The 15,065-nt window shown below is 35.0% G+C and carries 19 protein-coding genes; 12 read left to right on the top strand and 7 right to left on the bottom strand.

Going from position 1 to position 15,065, the window contains the following annotated elements; genetic code table 11:
• The first annotated feature begins 1 nt into the window (after position 1).
• The 3 genes from LAB100_RS08060 (at position 2) to LAB100_RS08070 (ending at position 2,306) form a co-directional block, all read left to right on the top strand.
• Positions 2-442, top strand: coding sequence for a flavodoxin domain-containing protein (locus LAB100_RS08060; protein ID WP_119326668.1), 441 nt, complete (start codon positions 2-4; stop codon positions 440-442).
• Between the two features lie 359 nt (positions 443-801).
• Complete coding sequence (locus LAB100_RS08065; RefSeq protein ID WP_119326669.1) at positions 802-1,467, top strand: sunset domain-containing protein; 666 nt, start codon at positions 802-804, stop codon at positions 1,465-1,467.
• A complete protein-coding gene (locus LAB100_RS08070; protein WP_119326670.1) occupies positions 1,467-2,306 on the top strand; it encodes a DNA/RNA non-specific endonuclease in 840 nt (279 codons plus the stop codon). The genes LAB100_RS08065 and LAB100_RS08070 overlap by 1 nt, the downstream gene beginning before the upstream one ends.
• Positions 2,307-2,356: 50 nt before the next feature.
• On the opposite strand, the gene LAB100_RS08075 is transcribed toward LAB100_RS08070, so the two are convergent.
• The 7 genes from LAB100_RS08075 to LAB100_RS08105 all read right to left on the bottom strand — a co-directional run bounded on the left by LAB100_RS08075 (position 2,357) and on the right by LAB100_RS08105 (position 7,401).
• Positions 2,357-2,758 (bottom strand): MerR family transcriptional regulator, encoded by a 402-nt coding sequence (locus LAB100_RS08075; RefSeq protein WP_119326671.1) that lies wholly within the window; start codon positions 2,756-2,758, stop codon positions 2,357-2,359.
• Positions 2,759-2,920: 162 nt separating this feature from the next.
• Positions 2,921-3,235, bottom strand: a complete 315-nt coding sequence (locus LAB100_RS08080) for a hypothetical protein (RefSeq protein ID WP_119326672.1) — start codon at positions 3,233-3,235, stop codon at positions 2,921-2,923.
• A 116-nt stretch (positions 3,236-3,351) separates the two neighbouring features.
• Positions 3,352-4,347: a tagatose-bisphosphate aldolase gene (gene lacD / locus LAB100_RS08085; RefSeq protein ID WP_119326673.1), complete on the bottom strand. Its 996-nt coding sequence runs from the start codon at positions 4,345-4,347 to the stop codon at positions 3,352-3,354.
• 27 nt (positions 4,348-4,374) lie between these two features.
• A complete protein-coding gene (locus LAB100_RS08090) occupies positions 4,375-5,319 on the bottom strand; it encodes a hexose kinase (protein WP_119326674.1) in 945 nt (314 codons plus the stop codon).
• Positions 5,320-5,654: 335 nt separating this feature from the next.
• Positions 5,655-6,170 carry a galactose-6-phosphate isomerase subunit LacB gene (gene lacB / locus LAB100_RS08095; protein WP_119326675.1) on the bottom strand — a complete coding sequence of 172 codons (516 nt, stop codon included), beginning with the start codon at positions 6,168-6,170 and terminating at the stop codon, positions 5,655-5,657.
• 17 nt (positions 6,171-6,187) lie between these two features.
• A complete protein-coding gene (gene lacA / locus LAB100_RS08100) occupies positions 6,188-6,622 on the bottom strand; it encodes a galactose-6-phosphate isomerase subunit LacA (protein WP_119326676.1) in 435 nt (144 codons plus the stop codon).
• A 17-nt stretch (positions 6,623-6,639) separates the two neighbouring features.
• Positions 6,640-7,401 (bottom strand): DeoR/GlpR family DNA-binding transcription regulator, encoded by a 762-nt coding sequence (locus LAB100_RS08105; protein WP_119326677.1) that lies wholly within the window; start codon positions 7,399-7,401, stop codon positions 6,640-6,642.
• A 270-nt stretch (positions 7,402-7,671) separates the two neighbouring features.
• On the opposite strand from LAB100_RS08105, the gene LAB100_RS08110 reads away from it, so the two are divergent.
• The 9 genes from LAB100_RS08110 to LAB100_RS08150 all read left to right on the top strand — a co-directional run bounded on the left by LAB100_RS08110 (position 7,672) and on the right by LAB100_RS08150 (position 15,053).
• Positions 7,672-8,184: a PTS sugar transporter subunit IIA gene (locus tag LAB100_RS08110; protein ID WP_119326678.1), complete on the top strand. Its 513-nt coding sequence runs from the start codon at positions 7,672-7,674 to the stop codon at positions 8,182-8,184.
• Between the two features lie 17 nt (positions 8,185-8,201).
• Positions 8,202-8,507, top strand: coding sequence for a PTS sugar transporter subunit IIB (locus LAB100_RS08115; protein ID WP_162894223.1), 306 nt, complete (start codon positions 8,202-8,204; stop codon positions 8,505-8,507).
• Positions 8,508-8,536: 29 nt separating this feature from the next.
• Complete coding sequence (locus LAB100_RS08120) at positions 8,537-9,955, top strand: PTS galactitol transporter subunit IIC (RefSeq protein ID WP_119326680.1); 1,419 nt, start codon at positions 8,537-8,539, stop codon at positions 9,953-9,955.
• A gap of 264 nt (positions 9,956-10,219) precedes the next feature.
• On the top strand, positions 10,220-10,930 hold the full coding sequence (locus tag LAB100_RS08125; protein WP_246001311.1) for a GntR family transcriptional regulator: 711 nt from the start codon (positions 10,220-10,222) through the stop codon (positions 10,928-10,930).
• A gap of 16 nt (positions 10,931-10,946) precedes the next feature.
• Positions 10,947-11,429, top strand: a complete 483-nt coding sequence (gene agaB / locus LAB100_RS08130; RefSeq protein ID WP_119326682.1) for a PTS galactosamine transporter subunit IIB — start codon at positions 10,947-10,949, stop codon at positions 11,427-11,429.
• A gap of 1 nt (position 11,430) precedes the next feature.
• A complete protein-coding gene (gene agaC, locus LAB100_RS08135; protein ID WP_119326683.1) occupies positions 11,431-12,240 on the top strand; it encodes a PTS galactosamine transporter subunit IIC in 810 nt (269 codons plus the stop codon).
• Positions 12,230-13,048, top strand: coding sequence for a PTS galactosamine transporter subunit IID (gene agaD, locus LAB100_RS08140; protein ID WP_119326684.1), 819 nt, complete (start codon positions 12,230-12,232; stop codon positions 13,046-13,048). The genes agaC and agaD overlap by 11 nt, the downstream gene beginning before the upstream one ends.
• Positions 13,048-13,470, top strand: a complete 423-nt coding sequence (locus tag LAB100_RS08145) for a PTS sugar transporter subunit IIA domain-containing protein (RefSeq protein ID WP_119326685.1) — start codon at positions 13,048-13,050, stop codon at positions 13,468-13,470. Before agaD ends, LAB100_RS08145 begins: the two co-directional genes overlap by 1 nt.
• A gap of 209 nt (positions 13,471-13,679) precedes the next feature.
• Positions 13,680-15,053 carry a DUF2252 domain-containing protein gene (locus LAB100_RS08150; RefSeq protein WP_119326686.1) on the top strand — a complete coding sequence of 458 codons (1,374 nt, stop codon included), beginning with the start codon at positions 13,680-13,682 and terminating at the stop codon, positions 15,051-15,053.
• The last annotated feature ends 12 nt before the right edge of the window (positions 15,054-15,065 follow it).

Genomic DNA, 15,065 nt, shown 5'->3' on the forward strand with positions numbered 1-15,065 from the left:
AATGAAAATTCTTTTAGCGTATACTAGTATGACTGGGCGAAATGAAAAGATTGCTAAGTATCTAGCAGATTATTTGGAAAGTAAGGGTTCTAAAGTTACTTTGCAAGAGATGGTTGATGCAGATGTTTTTGAGATTGTAGATTATGATGCTTTGATTGTCGATACGTACACTTATAATGACGGTGAAGTACCTGAAGAAGCTCAGGATTTTTATGATGATCTTAAAGATATTGATTTAGAAAGAACTAAGTTTGCTGTTTTGGGATCGAGTTCAAAGGAACATTTACATTTTGGTAGAGCAGTGGATTACTTCACGATGATGTTAAATTCGAGTAATGGTGAACAAGTTGCTGATTCAGTCAAAATTAATCAAGATCCTGATGAGGGCGATTTTAAACGGGTCAGAATACTTGGAGATTATGTTTTAGCAAGTTTGAAATAAAAAGGCTTTTAAATGGATTTTTTAGAGTTTAGGTATAAAAAGAGCATCTTATTAAGAATTCAGGGTATTGATGACTACCTTCAATATGTCCTTAATAGGATGCTATTTTTTTGCATAAAAAAAACGCTAGGTGACCACACCTAACGCTTTCTTTGATACAAGATAACTGAGAATAGTTACCTATAAATGCTGTATCAACATACAGTATAACAGTAATTGATCTTATATCATATAAGTTTTTGAAATAATTATTAATTTAAACTGTTCCTTATGAAAGGCCCCCAGTTTTTCCGCTTGTTTGCGTATGAAATCTTAGATAGTATTAAATCAAGAACATATGGTTAAGGGGGATCTAAGATATGGGGAGCTTTATCGTTTTTGTGGCTTTTATAGCCACGATTTATTTTGCTATCAAGTTTTTTAAGTTTCGTAAAATAAAAAGCAATGATCTAGCGATTACAACGAAAAAAAGAAATTATCGTAATGGATTAATAATTAGTATTGTCATAATGTTCGTTGCCAGTATTATGACAAATCCTAGTGAAGCACCACAGAAAAAGTCAGCCGATTCTGAATCTGTTAAGGTGGTTAAGAAAACTAAATACGTTGATAAAGACAAATATAATATCGCCAAAAAAGAAAACGTTGCTTTGGTTGCTAAGAAATCTAAATTAAGCAAGCAGGAGAAAAAGCTTCAAGAGCAAAGGGATAAAATTGAAGCTGACGAAGCTAAGGCTAAGCAACAAGAACAAGAGGAAGCACAAAAACAGCAAGAACAACAGGCTAAGGCAGAAAAAGAACAGCAAGAGAAACAAGCGCAATCTCAGGATCAAGGTCAATCAAGTTCAACACAATCACAGGGGGACATGAATACTAGTAATACAGGGGAAATTGTTGGTAATTCAAAATCTCATATTTATCATGTTCCTGGGCAACGAGGATATAATATGAACTCTTCAAACGCGGTTTATTTCAACAATGAACAAGATGCTATTAATGCTGGATATAGGAGGTCAAAAGTATAATGAAAAAAATGGTTAAACTTTTAGTGTTTTTATCGTTTTTTCCAATGATGACCACTTTGTCTACTCAAAGTCAGGCGGCTACTAATAAGGGAACCAAAACTGAGTATGTTAAAGACTATTCATATCAGAAAAAAACCAAAAAATTAGCCTCAAAAAATAAGAAATTAAAGAAATCAATTACTAAGTTGCAACAAGAAATTGCTGACGATCAAAAATTTGTTGATGAACATAATAATAAAACCGATCAAAATTCCAGCAATACTAATAATTTAGCTGATTTGGATTATAATGGTACTCAAGAAATTATTGTTAACAACAATAATCCTAATTTTTCTCAAGCCGATTTGAGTACAACTGACGGAGCATGGCAGAAATATGGTGATTTAGATAATCTTAACCGTGTAACTGCCGCAAATGCTATGTTAAACGCTTCTTTAATGACAACAGCCAAACGCCAGCCTTTACATTGGAATCCTACAGGGTGGCATAATAAGCGAATCAGTAGTGGTTGGTTATATAATCGTAGTCATTTAATTGGTTATCAGTTAACAGGTCAAAATGATAATCCTAAAAATTTAATGACAGGAACTCGTTCATTGAATAGTCCAGAAATGTTGGCTCATGAAATGGACGTTGCTTATTATTTGAAACAAAGTGGATTACATTATATTCGTTATCGAGTTACACCAATCTTCCGTGGAGATGAGTTACTGCCACGCGGCGTTCAAATGGAGGCACAGTCAATCGGAGATGATTCAGTTCATTTTAATGTCTATATCTTTAATGTTCAATCTGGAGTTACTCTTAATTATGCAGATGGTACTAGTCAAGTAGGTTAAAGAACAGCAAAAGAATCTTAGTATGACATATGTCACGCTGAGATTTTTTTTTACGTAATAAACCTTCGGGCAGGATTGAGACTGTCATGTTTTCGACCATTCATGATTTCTTCTTCGTGTTTTATCTTTTTATCAATTTTATCAAGGCGCTCAGTTGAATGAGCTAGGCTATGTTGAGCAATAGCACGTTGTTTTAAGAGCATCTGATGGCGCTTTTTGAGTGCAGCAGGACCAGTTTTCTGACTTAATTCAATGTATTCTTTAATATCTGCGATAGGGATGTTTAATTCTCTTAAGAATTTGATCCCTTGCAGCCAAACGACAGCCTCATCGTCGAAAATTCGTTGTCCCTCAGAATCTCTTTGTAGAGAAGGAATCATATTCAAATCTGAATAATAGCGAATGGTTGCGACGGGTAGATCAATTTTTTTACTTACTTCAGAAATTTTCAATGTAGGTCATCTCTTAAATCTTAATTTCGAATATAGAATAGCATTTTTGATATCAACGATTAATTTAATCAGCCTTAAGTGACGTAATGTATAAAAGAAGGCATTAAAAAAGCTAGTGAAATTAATACCTCACTAGCTTTTTTGATACAGAAATATACTTTTTTAATTAGATGATTTTTTAGAAAAACGTTTGATGATGGAACTGATAATGAAGATGATTACAACCACCATAAAAACAGAGGTTACGATCGTATTTATATAATTTAGATTAGCAGGTAATTTGACAAAATTCATTAGAGTTATATAAACGCAGTAGAGAGCGATAAATGTTAAAAGAATTGTGTCCGCAGTCCAAACTTTTTCTTTATCACGATGTGAATATTTTGAAATCATATAAATTATATAAATAACGATTAATAGAACTGCAACCATTGATGTAACAGCGTTTCTGGCTAGTTCAAAATTAGCAGGTACCATTTATTTTCCCCCAAATGAATAATCTCTTAATAAATGAAAAACTGGATTATCCTGAACTAATAACTTTGTCCAAGAAAACCCAGTTTATTCAAAATGCATAAATTTAATAAATTAAATTAGTCTTTTGAAACTTTTTCTTTCCATGAAGTTGCAGTTTCAGCAAGAACTTCGTTCAATTCTTCGATGTTCTTCTTACCTTGATCGTTCATCCACTTCTTACCAGCTTCTTCACCGTCTTTAGCGAATGGTTCGATAGCGCCTCTCCATGTAGCACGTCCACATAGAACACCATTGAACTTAGCATCTGCATCTTTAGCAAGGTGTAGTTCATCTCTGAAGGCTTGTGCAGTAACACCAGCACTCAAGAAGATGTAAGGTAGGTTAGTTGCGTCTGATTGTTCCTTGAAGTACTTGATAGCTTCATCCTTTGTGTAAACAACAGGGTTGTCGCCGTTAAATCCTTCAACGTAGTCAAGGTTAATAGGAACTTCAACCTTCAAAACATCAATGTTGTATTGTGGCTTTGAGAATTCTTTCATAGCTTCGATAACCTTGTGAGGCTTTACCTTAGCATATTCGGCACTCTTAACGTCACCAATTGAATCGTCATATGTAACTAATTCAACGAAGAAAGGAATATCTTCAGCAACACATTCGTCACCGATTCTTTCTACAAAGGCTTCCTTTTGGTCGATGATTGATTTATCTTCGTCTGGGTCGATGTATAGCAAGAACTTGATTGAGTCAGCTCCGGCTTCCTTCAAACGACGTACTGACCAGATTGGGATCAAATCAGGAATTCTACCTGGTTCAGTAGCATCATAACCAGTCTTTTCGTATGAAACCAAAAGACCTGAGCCATCAGCTCTTAATTTTGATGCTGGAAGACCATATTCTGGGTCCAAAAGAATAGCTGAAGCATAAGGTGTTAATTCTTGAGAAATAGCTTTCTTGAATTCAACGATATCTTCTTCGTTAGCTGGCTTGTTTGCGGCTGCGGCTAACATTTTCTTTAATGATCCACGTTGGTCAATAGCAAGAGCTGCAATAACTCCGTTCTTGTCAGACATTTTTTCTAGTGCTGCGTACTTTTTTGGTGTTGTCATATACATTCATTCCTCCGAATAATAAATTAAACATTAGTACTTAACTATGTCTACCTTTTCAAAATAATCTTTATATTGACTAATGTCAATATGTCCAGTCTTTTCCTGTAAAGTATTTAGGATACCGACTGTCATAGCTCGTTTCATAACATCTTCTGGACTTTCTTTGTTGATCAAACCTGCGGCTAAACCAGCTACGGTAGAATCTCCTGATCCAACAGGGTTAACGGCGTGTATTTTTGGAATATTTACTTTGAAGAAGTTTTTTTGGTATTTAACAAATGCACCCTGTGAACCTAGTGAAACTACAACCCAAGGAATATCTTTGAAAATATCCTCAGTTGACAATTTGTCTTTCAAGTCGTTCAAATCGGTGATTTCCTTGCCGATAAGTTGAGCAATTTCATCTTGATTAGGTTTGATCATAAATGGTTTAACGTCGTTTTCTAGAGCTAAACGTAGTGCATCATTAGAACTATCTAAGATAACAGGTACGTTATGTTTAGCAGCGACTTGAACCATTTTAGAATAAAGTCCCTTAGAAAGACCTTGTGGCAAACTTCCAGAGATTGTTACAAGACCAAAGCTACTTACTTGATCGTTGAAGTGGTCTAGAAAACTAACTTCATCGTCTTTTGAAAGGACAGGACCTGCTTCAAGAATCTCTGTTTGATCGCCATTGTCGTGTAAGATAGCAATACAATTACGAGATTCTTGACTAATTTTCATAAATGCGTGATCAATGTCATTTTCATCAAGTTGATTAGTAATATATTGACCGATTGTTCCGCCAATAATACCTGATGCTGTGACTGATACACCCAATTGTTTAAGAACCCTTGTAACGTTTAATCCCTTACCACCAGCTGTCTTGGAAACATCCTTTACACGATTGACGGTGTCAATATTTAGATGTTCTAGTGGATAGGAGATATCAACTGAAGGATTCATGGTGATTGTTAGAACTGAATTACTCATTGTGCGGACCCCTTTATTAAATTTAAATAACCTAATTCAGGCCATTAAAAATGGGTTCTATGAAACAAACCCTCTCAGAGTTAGTCCAGCTTCAAGCACTGTACTTAATTGTTCAGTACTTGAAGCCGGGCTAACTTTTTTTCATTTCATATAGCCCTTGATGAGTTACACAATGGTAGCTCACAGATATTTTTAATTATTAAGGTGAGAGCGCTTAACTAACACTACTATATTACATTAAAGCGCATACATTTTGTTGAAAAAAATATATTTTTTTGGATTTTTGGCATAAAAACCTTTTTCCACTCACCAAAACGAGAAATTACCCGTTTATTTTAGTCGTGATAGAAACCTTCGTCCCATAGTTTCATTTCATGATCGTAGAAGTGAGGATTGTCATGTTGTTCAGGATTGTCTTTAGATTCAACAGCATCAATCTTCTTAACTAGGTCGTCATCTTCGCCTAAATAGTCAGCAGCAAGGAATGTCTTAACGATTTCTTCAGCCAAGTGTTCACCAACAACGGCACCACCGAAACTGATAACATTAGCATTCAAGTGTTCCTTAGCATACTTAGCAGCTGTTGTATCAGCGACTAGAGCTGCGCGAACTCCTTGGTTCTTGTCGGCAGCTGTAGAAATACCAACACCTGTACCACAAAGTACAACACCATAGTCGGCTTTGCCATCACGTACAAGGTTAGCTACACGTAATCCATAAATAGGGTAGTGAGTTCTAGTATGGTCGTATGTACCAACATCAATAACCTTGTGGCCCATAGCCTTTAACATTTCTGAAATTTTGATTTTAGTATCTGTAACAATATGGTCGTTTCCTAATGCAATAATCATAAATTAATTCCCTCCTATTAATATAGTTTTTCAAGCATATCCAAACGGATTTGGTGACGTCCACCAGCGTAGTTAACACCTAAGTATTCATCAACGATTGATTCGGCACGTTTCTTACCAACAATTCCTGCACCAATAGCGATAGCTTTAGCACCATTGTGTTGTGTTGTCATATGAGCTGTGTTTTCTTCAGTAACGTTAGCTGTTACCATTCCATGAATCTTGTTACTTGCCATAGCTGAACCTGTACCATATTCATCGAACATGATTCCACGGTCTGTCTTGCCATCAAGAACTGCATGTGTAACAAGAAGTGATGAATCAACAAAATCAGCAGCTGGTTCTTCTGATAGGTCAACAACTTCGTAACCTTTACCTTCATTTTCAAGGTAATCCTTGATATAGTTCTTTAATTCCAATCCTGCTTTATCTGAAGCTAATGCGATCTTCATAAAATAATCCCTCCATTTTAGTTGGTTATAAGTCTTACATATTGTTGATAGTAATCTTTAGTTTCCTTAGAAGCACTCTTGTTAGTAACCAGATAGTCTACATCGTCCAAACTATAGAAAGTATAAAAATCATTTCTATTTAATTTGTATTTATCAGCGACAATGTATTTTGTCTGGGAATTATTTAAAGCAACGCTTTGAATTCTACCTTCTTCGGTATTAGCAGTCATAATTTGTGAATTTTGAATACCATTAACACCTACGAATGCTTTATCGAATTTCAGTCCACTCACAGCATTGCTTGCCAAAGCACCAATCAGTGTTCCTGAGCGACTACGATAAATACCGCCAGCTAAAATTAATTCACAGTTAAGATCTGAATTTTTAAAGCTTTCAAAGACAGGAATACTAATTGTCACGACCCTCAAAGAATTCACATTTTTAATGTTTTGAGCAATCAATTCAAGCGTTGTTCCTGGACCGATAAAGATAGTATCGAAATTATCAATTTCACCTGCTGCTAATTTAGCTAGTTCTTGTTTTTCTTTGATATGAACCTCACGTTTTTCAACATGAGAAGCTTCCTCCAATGGAGAAACGCTAATTTTTTGAGCGCCACCGTGAATTCGAATCAACTTGCCAGATTCTGACAATTCTTCAAGATCACGACGGATAGTCATATCAGAACAATCCAATAATGTAGTTAAGTCGTTAACAGTAACAATGTCATTCTTATCTAATTCGGATAGAATCTTTAGAAAGCGTTCTTTCTTTAACAAAAGATCACCTCTTTTTGTTTACTATTGTTCGTTACAAACATAATTTAGCATCTGATTGTGCGTTTGTCAATTGTTTTTGACAGCTAAATGTTTATTTCTTTGTAAGTGTTTACTTAATTGATTAAACAAATTAAACACTGGTTTATCACGTTATATAGGAAGAGTTATTTATGGTCTTATATTTCGTTATTAGGTATTGACATATTTTATGATAGCGTTTACTATTGTTCTTGTAAACAAAAACAAACAAACGGGTAGGTGATGGTGTTAATGAGTGATTTAGCTACTGATCAACTATTTAGCGAAAACGAAGTTTATATTTCAAAAGCTTCAACACAAGAGGAAGTGTTTCGCGAAGTAGCTGATTCTTTATTAAAGAAGAACCTTGTAACTAAGGACTTCATTAATAACTTATTGGAACGTGAACAGAACTATCCTACTGGAATTGATATGTCAGTTGTATCACCAAAGATACCAAATATAGCAATCCCACATACGGAGAGCGAATTCGTAAAGGCAAGGATGATTGTTCCCATTAAGTTAGATAAAGAAATTTCTTTCCATAATATGATTGATCCTAAGAAAGAATTTCCAGTGAAGTTTTTATTCATGATTTTAAACAATGATCCTGAAGGTCAATCAAACATTTTGGCACAGATCATGGACTTCATGGCTCGTACATCTGAAAACGAGCTTGTACCATTCTTTAAGAGTGACGATCCAAAAGAGATCTATGCTTTCTTGAATCGTAAATTTATTAAATATGCAAAGAGTAATGAATAAAAAGGAGAGTATGTATTATGTTCAAAATTTTAGCTGCTTGTGGTGCCGGAGTTAACTCAAGTCACCAAATCAAAGATGCTTTGGAAACAGAAATGAGCAATCGTGGATATGATGTTCAAGCCGATGCCGTTATGGTTAAGGATATTACTGAAGATATGTTGAAGGATTACGATTTGTTTACACCAATCGCCGCAACAGATTTAGGATTCACACCAAGTTGCCCAGTTGTTGATGCTGGTCCTATCCTATATAGAATGCCTGCTATGGCAAAGCCTGTTTATGACCAAGTAGAACAAGCTATTAAGGATAGTGGCAAAGCTTAGTTTTAATAATCGTCTAGGGGGAAACGGATATGTCAGGAATTATTGATTTTGCCAACGCGATATTCAAACCGTTAATTGACCTTGGTGCCGCACCAATGATGTTAATCGTTTTGACAATTATCGCTTTGATCTTTAGAGTTAAATTCTCTAAGGCTTTGGAGGGTGGTATTAAATTAGCCATTGCTCTTACAGCTATCAGTGCCGTTATTGGATTGTTAACAACAGCATTCCAAGACGCATTGAATGCCTTCGTTAAGTCAACTGGTATTCAACTATCAGTTACTGACTTAGGTTGGGCTCCATTAGCTACTATTACTTGGGGTTCACCATATACATTGTTCTTCTTGTTAGTTATGGTTATCGTTAATATCGTTATGATCGTGCTAAACAAGACAAATACACTTGATGTTGATATTTTTGATATTTGGCATCTAGCTTTCGTTGGTTTGTTGGCTATGTTCTTCGGAGCAAATCTACTAATTACAACAATCCTAGTTATTTTCATTGGTGTTTTGAAGATTATCAACTCTGATTTGATGAAACCTACTTTTAATGATCTACTTCATGCACCAGCTTCAAACCCAATGACAACAACACATATGAACTACATGATGAACCCAATCATCATGGTCTTTGATAAGTTGTTTGATGTTATCTTCCCATGGTTAGATAAATTTGATTTCGATGCCGCTGCATTGAACAAGAAGATCGGTTTCTGGGGAAGCAAGTTTGCTATTGGTATTTATTTAGGTATCTTTATTGGTTTACTTTCACACCAAGGTGTTAAGGAAATCTTTACACTATCATTTACAGCTGCTTTCTGTTTGGAACTATTCTCACTTATCGGTTCATGGTTTATCGCTGCCGTTGAACCATTATCACAAGGTATTACAGACTTCGCTAACAAGAAGTTAAAGGGTCGTACAATGAACGTTGGACTTGACTGGCCATTCATCGCTGGACGTGCTGAAATCTGGGCTGCTGCTAATGTTCTAGCACCTATCATGCTTCTTGAAGCTTTAGTATTACCTGGCAACAAGATCTTACCTTTAGGTGGTATTATCGCCATGGGTGTTACACCAGCATTGTTAGTTGTTACACGTGGTAAGATTATCCGTATGATCGTTATCGGTGCTATCGAACTTCCATTGTTCCTATGGGCCGGTACATTATCAGCTCCTATGGTTACTGAAACTGCTAAGAAACTTGGCGCATTCCCTAAGGGTCTTGCATCAGGTACAATGATTTCTCACTCAACTATGGAAGGTCCTGTTGAGAAATTCCTTGCTTACTTAGTAGGTAACGCTTCAACTGGCCAAATTAAATTTGTTCTTTACGCTGCATTAGCTCTAATTGCATACCTATTGATCTTTATCTGGTACGCAAAGCAAATGAAGAAGAGAAACAAAGTTTATGCTGACGAAGCTGCTGCTAAAGCTGCTAAATAGTTAGATAATTAAAAAACTCTCGGAAGATGATTTCGAGAGTTTTTTTGTATATATTTTTTTAAGTGGTACTTTAATTGAAAACCACTTAAAAAAATACCACCTTTGATAATATGGATCTTATCCCTTGATATGAAGTGTTTTATGAGAAGAACCATTCAAAATAAAAATAATAATTTATGCTTTGAAAGCGTTGACATAATACTAAGATGATGCTTTACTATGGGTGTGGTTGTTATAACAATATAACAAGTTGAGGAAATCCGGATGAACAATATAATGCCACTGTATCAAAGTATGCTAAACAATCTAATTCAGAAGATTGAATCAGGACAGCTACCTGAGAATAGTAAATTGCCTTCTGAACAAAAATTGGGTGAAATTTATAAAGTTTCACGAATTACGGTTAGAAGGGCACTGGCTGAATTAGAAAATAGAAATTACATATATAAAAAACAAGGACAAGGGTCATTTGTTGCGGCAAATGATGAGTCGAATAATAAAATTTCTTTTTTAGATGTAGAAAAGTTAATAACAGATATGGGAGCAATTCCCAAAGTAGAATTGCAAAAGTTTGAATTGAATATTGATGGTTCAGAGAAACGAGTTCGAAAAGAATTAGGTTTAGAAGCTGATGATTATTTGTACATAATTCAATTTATGTACTACGCAGATGGAGAACCAACCTTTCTGGAAAAAATCTACCTACCATTTAAAGAGTTTCCAATGATTCACAAAAGTGAAGTTGAAAATAACGATAAGTTTATTCCGTTTATTGCTAAAAAATATCAACAATATCCTGAATTTATTTCTCAAACTGAACCAAGTTTGATTACGAAACAAAATCGGAAAGTTTTTAATTTAAATGTCGGAGATCCGTTAGTTAACATTCAAAAAAAGGGAATTTTTAACGGTAAGTTTGTTTATTATAGTCAATCTACCGTTGTCGGCGATTTAATAATGTTCATAGTTAAGTAGGAAGAGGTAATTGATAATGGGTGAACCAAATATCGTTTTAACAAGAATTGACAACAGACTTGTGCATGGACAGGTCGGAGTTGTCTGGACATCATCGACAGGAGCTAATTTGTTGTTAGTAGCTAATGACGATACTGCTAATGATCCACTTCAACAAGAATTAATGTCAGCTACCGCTGAAAGTTCAGGCGTAGGAATTCGTTTTTGGACAATTGAAAAAACTATTAACAATATTCATCGTGCTAGTGCTCGTCAAAAGATCTTTGTTGTTGTTCGTACACCGGAGGATGCCCGTAGATTAGTTGAGGGCGGTGTTCCATTGAAAGATATTGATATTGGTAACATGCATTTTTCCGATGGTAAAAAACAAGTTACAAAATACACATACATGGACGATAAAGACATTGCTGATTTGAAAGCATGTGCCGATAAGGGTGCCAATGTTTATGTACAAGAAGTTCCAGAAGATAAAAAACAACCTTTGGAAGAAGTGATCTAGGATGCAAGTTACTTTAATGCAAGGAATTTTAATTGGAATCTTTGCCATTATTTCAGGTATTGATTTCTGGTGGGAAGGCTTTTACATCTTTAGACCAATGATTGTTTGTACAATCACAGGTATGATACTTGGCAATATTACTTTAGGTATTGTTGCTGCTGGTCTAACAGAATTAGCTTTTGCCGGTCTAACCCCAGTTGGTGGAACACAGCCGCCTAACCCTATTATGGCTGGTATTATGACAGTTGTACTTGCTTATACAACAGGTAAGTCACCAGCCACTGCTATTGGTTTAGCATTACCATTTAGTATTTTGATGCAATACATTATCTTGTTCTACTATTCAGCATTTTCAGTTTTGACAAAGAAACTTGATACTTATGCTGCAAATGGTGAGACAAAGAAATATACACAATTAGCTTTATTGCCAACTTGGATAGTTGGTTTATCATACGGAATTATTGCATTCCTATGTGTCTATGGTGCTCAAGCACCTATGAAAGATTTAGTAAATTCAATGCCTGTATGGTTAAGTCACGGATTTGAAATTGCCGGTAGTATTCTACCTGCTGTTGGTTTTGGATTACTTTTAAAGAGTATGTTGAAAGCCAGATATGTTCCATACCTTCTAATTGGATTTACAGCAGCATGTTTCATTAAGTTTGGAAACTTGATGCCTGTCGCTGTTATCGGTGTAGCTCTTGCTTTGATCGAATATAACAGAAGTAAGAAAGACGCTGAGAATGAAAAGAAAATGAAGGCAGTTATGGAAAATGCCAATAACAATGGAGATGATGAAGATGGAATCTAAAAAAACTGAAACTCCAAAAAGAGGTAAATTGACTAAGCACGATGTCAGAATGCTTGGTATTAGATCTCTATTTAATCAATCTGCAATGAATTATGAGAGAATGCAGGCTGATGGCTGGACTTTAGCTATGATGCCAGCTTTGAAGAAAATTTATAAGGATGATAAAGAGGGATTGGCTGATTCTTTGAAATCCAATCTACAATTTATCAACACTAATAATTACACCGCCCCATTGTTAATGGGTCTTGAAGCTTCATTGGAAGAAAATGGTGAGAAACGTTCAACCATCGATGGTTTGAGAATTGCTTTGTTCGGACCTTTAGCTGGTATTGGTGATGCGATTACTTGGTTCACTATTTTACCTATCGTTGCCGGTATTACAGCTTCATTTGCTAAACAAGGAAGTATTTTAGGACCATTGATCTTCTTCCTAGTTTATCTTGCAATGTTCTTTGCTCGTATTCCAATTGCACAATTGGGATATACAACAGGTACAAAAGCTATTTCTAAAATTAGAGAGAATTCAGCGATTGTTTCTCATGCTGCTAGTGTTTTAGGCTGTACGGTTATCGGTGGTTTGATTGCTACTTATGTTCAAATTACTGTTAAGACTAAAATTCCTGTTTCAGCAGGTCATACAATTGCTTTACAAACACAATTCTTTGATCGTATTTTCCCTAACATTTTGCCATTAGGTTATACATTCTTACTTTATTGGCTACTTAAAAAGAAGAATGTTTCACCAGTTATTCTAATTTTGGCAACATTTATCTTTGCTATCTTATTCTCATGGTTGGGGGTACTATAATGAAGTTAATCGTTACAGGACATGGAAATTATGCAACTGGAATTGAGTCTACAGTCAAATTGTTAGCTGGTGGATTAACAGGTGTTAGTTTCATCGACTTTACCGGTGACATGGACGAAAAGAGTTTGAGTAAGAAATTCGTAGAAGAAATAAAAAATGATGATCAAATTGTATTTATCTGTGATTTACTTGGTGGAACACCTTTTAAAGAAGCTGTAAAATTGAGTATGTCGAGTGATAAAGAAATCAGCGTTACTTGTGGTTGTAATGTTGGTTCAATCATGGAAATTGGTTTGCAGCTAGCCAATTATAATGGTAGTTCTAAAGAATTAGCTGACAAAATCGTTTCAATTAGTCAGAATCAGACCAAGGTTTTTGAACACAAGAATGCAGAACCTGAGCCTGATGAAGATGGTATCTAAAACTGTATTAAACCTTCAAATATTCCAAAAAAGCCAGGGTGGCCCATACCTTGGCTTTTTTGTTTGAGTTAATTTTCAAATATAAATGATAATGTTTTGACCATACTTAAAATATATATTTTGTTATAGTGAGCCTTAATGTAAAAAATGGGGAAAGCCAATATTTATCTAAGCTAGCTATTGTATAATAAACCTGAGGAGATGAAAGTATGAGCAGAACACCGTATACTTTTCAAGATACTGACGCTTTTAAAAGTACTGAACAATTAATTATTAGAGGACGTTTTTTTGCGACTACTGTCTCTGATAAATTCAATCAATTTGAACCTAAAAAAAGAAATATTCATAAGATATTAAATATTAAGAATAAGCTACTTGTTCCAGAACTCTTGGCCGTTAAACGGGAAAGAATGTCAAAATCTCTCTTTGCTTTCTTCCGTGGAACAGTTGATGTTATGCACTATGATCTTTCTAGGAACGAAAACAGTGGTATCAAAGTTCTAGTCGGTGGGGATGCTCATTTGGGCAACTTTGGTTTCTATGGCTCATCAGAAGGTCAATTATTATTTGATATGAATGATTTTGATGAGGCCCATTTAGGTCATTGGGAATATGATCTCAAAAGACTTCTGGTTAGTGCCTTAATTGTGGCTAGATCACATGGATTCGTGGAAACTGACGTACAGGAATTTTTATTGACGGTAGTTGATACTTATTTCGATACTTTGAAACATATGACTAAAATTTCAGAAATGAAACGTTTTATTTTGCCAAACACACTTCAAAATATTACGGAGATCTTTGGTAAATTAAAGGATAATGAAGAGTATTTTCAGGAATCCTTTAATAAGATGATTGCTAAGAGCATCAAAAAAGCTCAAAAGAGTAACTCAAAATTAGTTATTGAAAAATATACTGAAATAGATTCATCTGGCGCACGTCGTTTTGTTGAGAATAAACCAGTAACGCAACATATTAGTGAGAAGGATTATAAGAATGTTGTTGATGGTTACAAAAAATATAAAAAGAACCAACGTAGTGACGTCAGATTATTCTTAGAGGATTTTGATATTATTGATATTGTGCGCCATAGTGTAGGTGTTGGGAGCGTAGGGACTCTCTGCTATTTGATTTTGTTAAGAGATTTAGATAGCAACTACTTAGTACTTCAAGCTAAACAGGCTTTGCCTATTTATAATGATGATAAATTATATGCTGGCAATGAGGTTTCACAGGGACAAAATATCGTTGATAGTCAATTAATTTTGCAAAGTGCATCAGACCCATTTCTGGGTGCTTTCGATACTAAGAAATATAGTTTTTATATGCGTCAATTTAAAGATATGAAGTCGTCAATTAATTTGGATAAATTGGATTTTGAATCATTTGAGGACTACGTTAAGGTTTGTGTTATTCTGCTAGCCAGAGCGCATTCACATTCACCAAATTATCCATTAATTATTGGATTCGGTGAGGAATACGCCGACATTGCTAATTCTTTGATGAACTTTACGAATAGCTATGTTAAGCAGGTTGAGTATGACTACGAATCATTTAAGAAGGAACAGAGGGATGAAGACTAATTATAGAAATGA

The sequence above is a fragment of the Companilactobacillus musae genome, from assembly GCF_003967595.1.
Lineage (GTDB): Bacteria > Bacillota > Bacilli > Lactobacillales > Lactobacillaceae > Companilactobacillus > Companilactobacillus musae.

Coding starts and splice junctions, on each gene's coding strand:
- LAB100_RS08060 (WP_119326668.1), top strand. CDS start 2: ATGAAAATTCTTTTAGCGTATACTAGTATGACTGGGCGAAATGAAAAG.
- LAB100_RS08065 (WP_119326669.1), top strand. CDS start 802: ATGGGGAGCTTTATCGTTTTTGTGGCTTTTATAGCCACGATTTATTTT.
- LAB100_RS08070 (WP_119326670.1), top strand. CDS start 1,467: ATGAAAAAAATGGTTAAACTTTTAGTGTTTTTATCGTTTTTTCCAATG.
- LAB100_RS08080 (WP_119326672.1), bottom strand. CDS start 3,235: ATGGTACCTGCTAATTTTGAACTAGCCAGAAACGCTGTTACATCAATG.
- lacD (WP_119326673.1), bottom strand. CDS start 4,347: ATGTATATGACAACACCAAAAAAGTACGCAGCACTAGAAAAAATGTCT.
- LAB100_RS08090 (WP_119326674.1), bottom strand. CDS start 5,319: ATGAGTAATTCAGTTCTAACAATCACCATGAATCCTTCAGTTGATATC.
- lacB (WP_119326675.1), bottom strand. CDS start 6,170: ATGATTATTGCATTAGGAAACGACCATATTGTTACAGATACTAAAATC.
- lacA (WP_119326676.1), bottom strand. CDS start 6,622: ATGAAGATCGCATTAGCTTCAGATAAAGCAGGATTGGAATTAAAGAAC.
- LAB100_RS08110 (WP_119326678.1), top strand. CDS start 7,672: ATGAGTGATTTAGCTACTGATCAACTATTTAGCGAAAACGAAGTTTAT.
- LAB100_RS08115 (WP_162894223.1), top strand. CDS start 8,202: ATGTTCAAAATTTTAGCTGCTTGTGGTGCCGGAGTTAACTCAAGTCAC.
- LAB100_RS08120 (WP_119326680.1), top strand. CDS start 8,537: ATGTCAGGAATTATTGATTTTGCCAACGCGATATTCAAACCGTTAATT.
- LAB100_RS08125 (WP_246001311.1), top strand. CDS start 10,220: ATGAACAATATAATGCCACTGTATCAAAGTATGCTAAACAATCTAATT.
- agaB (WP_119326682.1), top strand. CDS start 10,947: ATGGGTGAACCAAATATCGTTTTAACAAGAATTGACAACAGACTTGTG.
- agaC (WP_119326683.1), top strand. CDS start 11,431: ATGCAAGTTACTTTAATGCAAGGAATTTTAATTGGAATCTTTGCCATT.
- agaD (WP_119326684.1), top strand. CDS start 12,230: ATGGAATCTAAAAAAACTGAAACTCCAAAAAGAGGTAAATTGACTAAG.
- LAB100_RS08145 (WP_119326685.1), top strand. CDS start 13,048: ATGAAGTTAATCGTTACAGGACATGGAAATTATGCAACTGGAATTGAG.
- LAB100_RS08150 (WP_119326686.1), top strand. CDS start 13,680: ATGAGCAGAACACCGTATACTTTTCAAGATACTGACGCTTTTAAAAGT.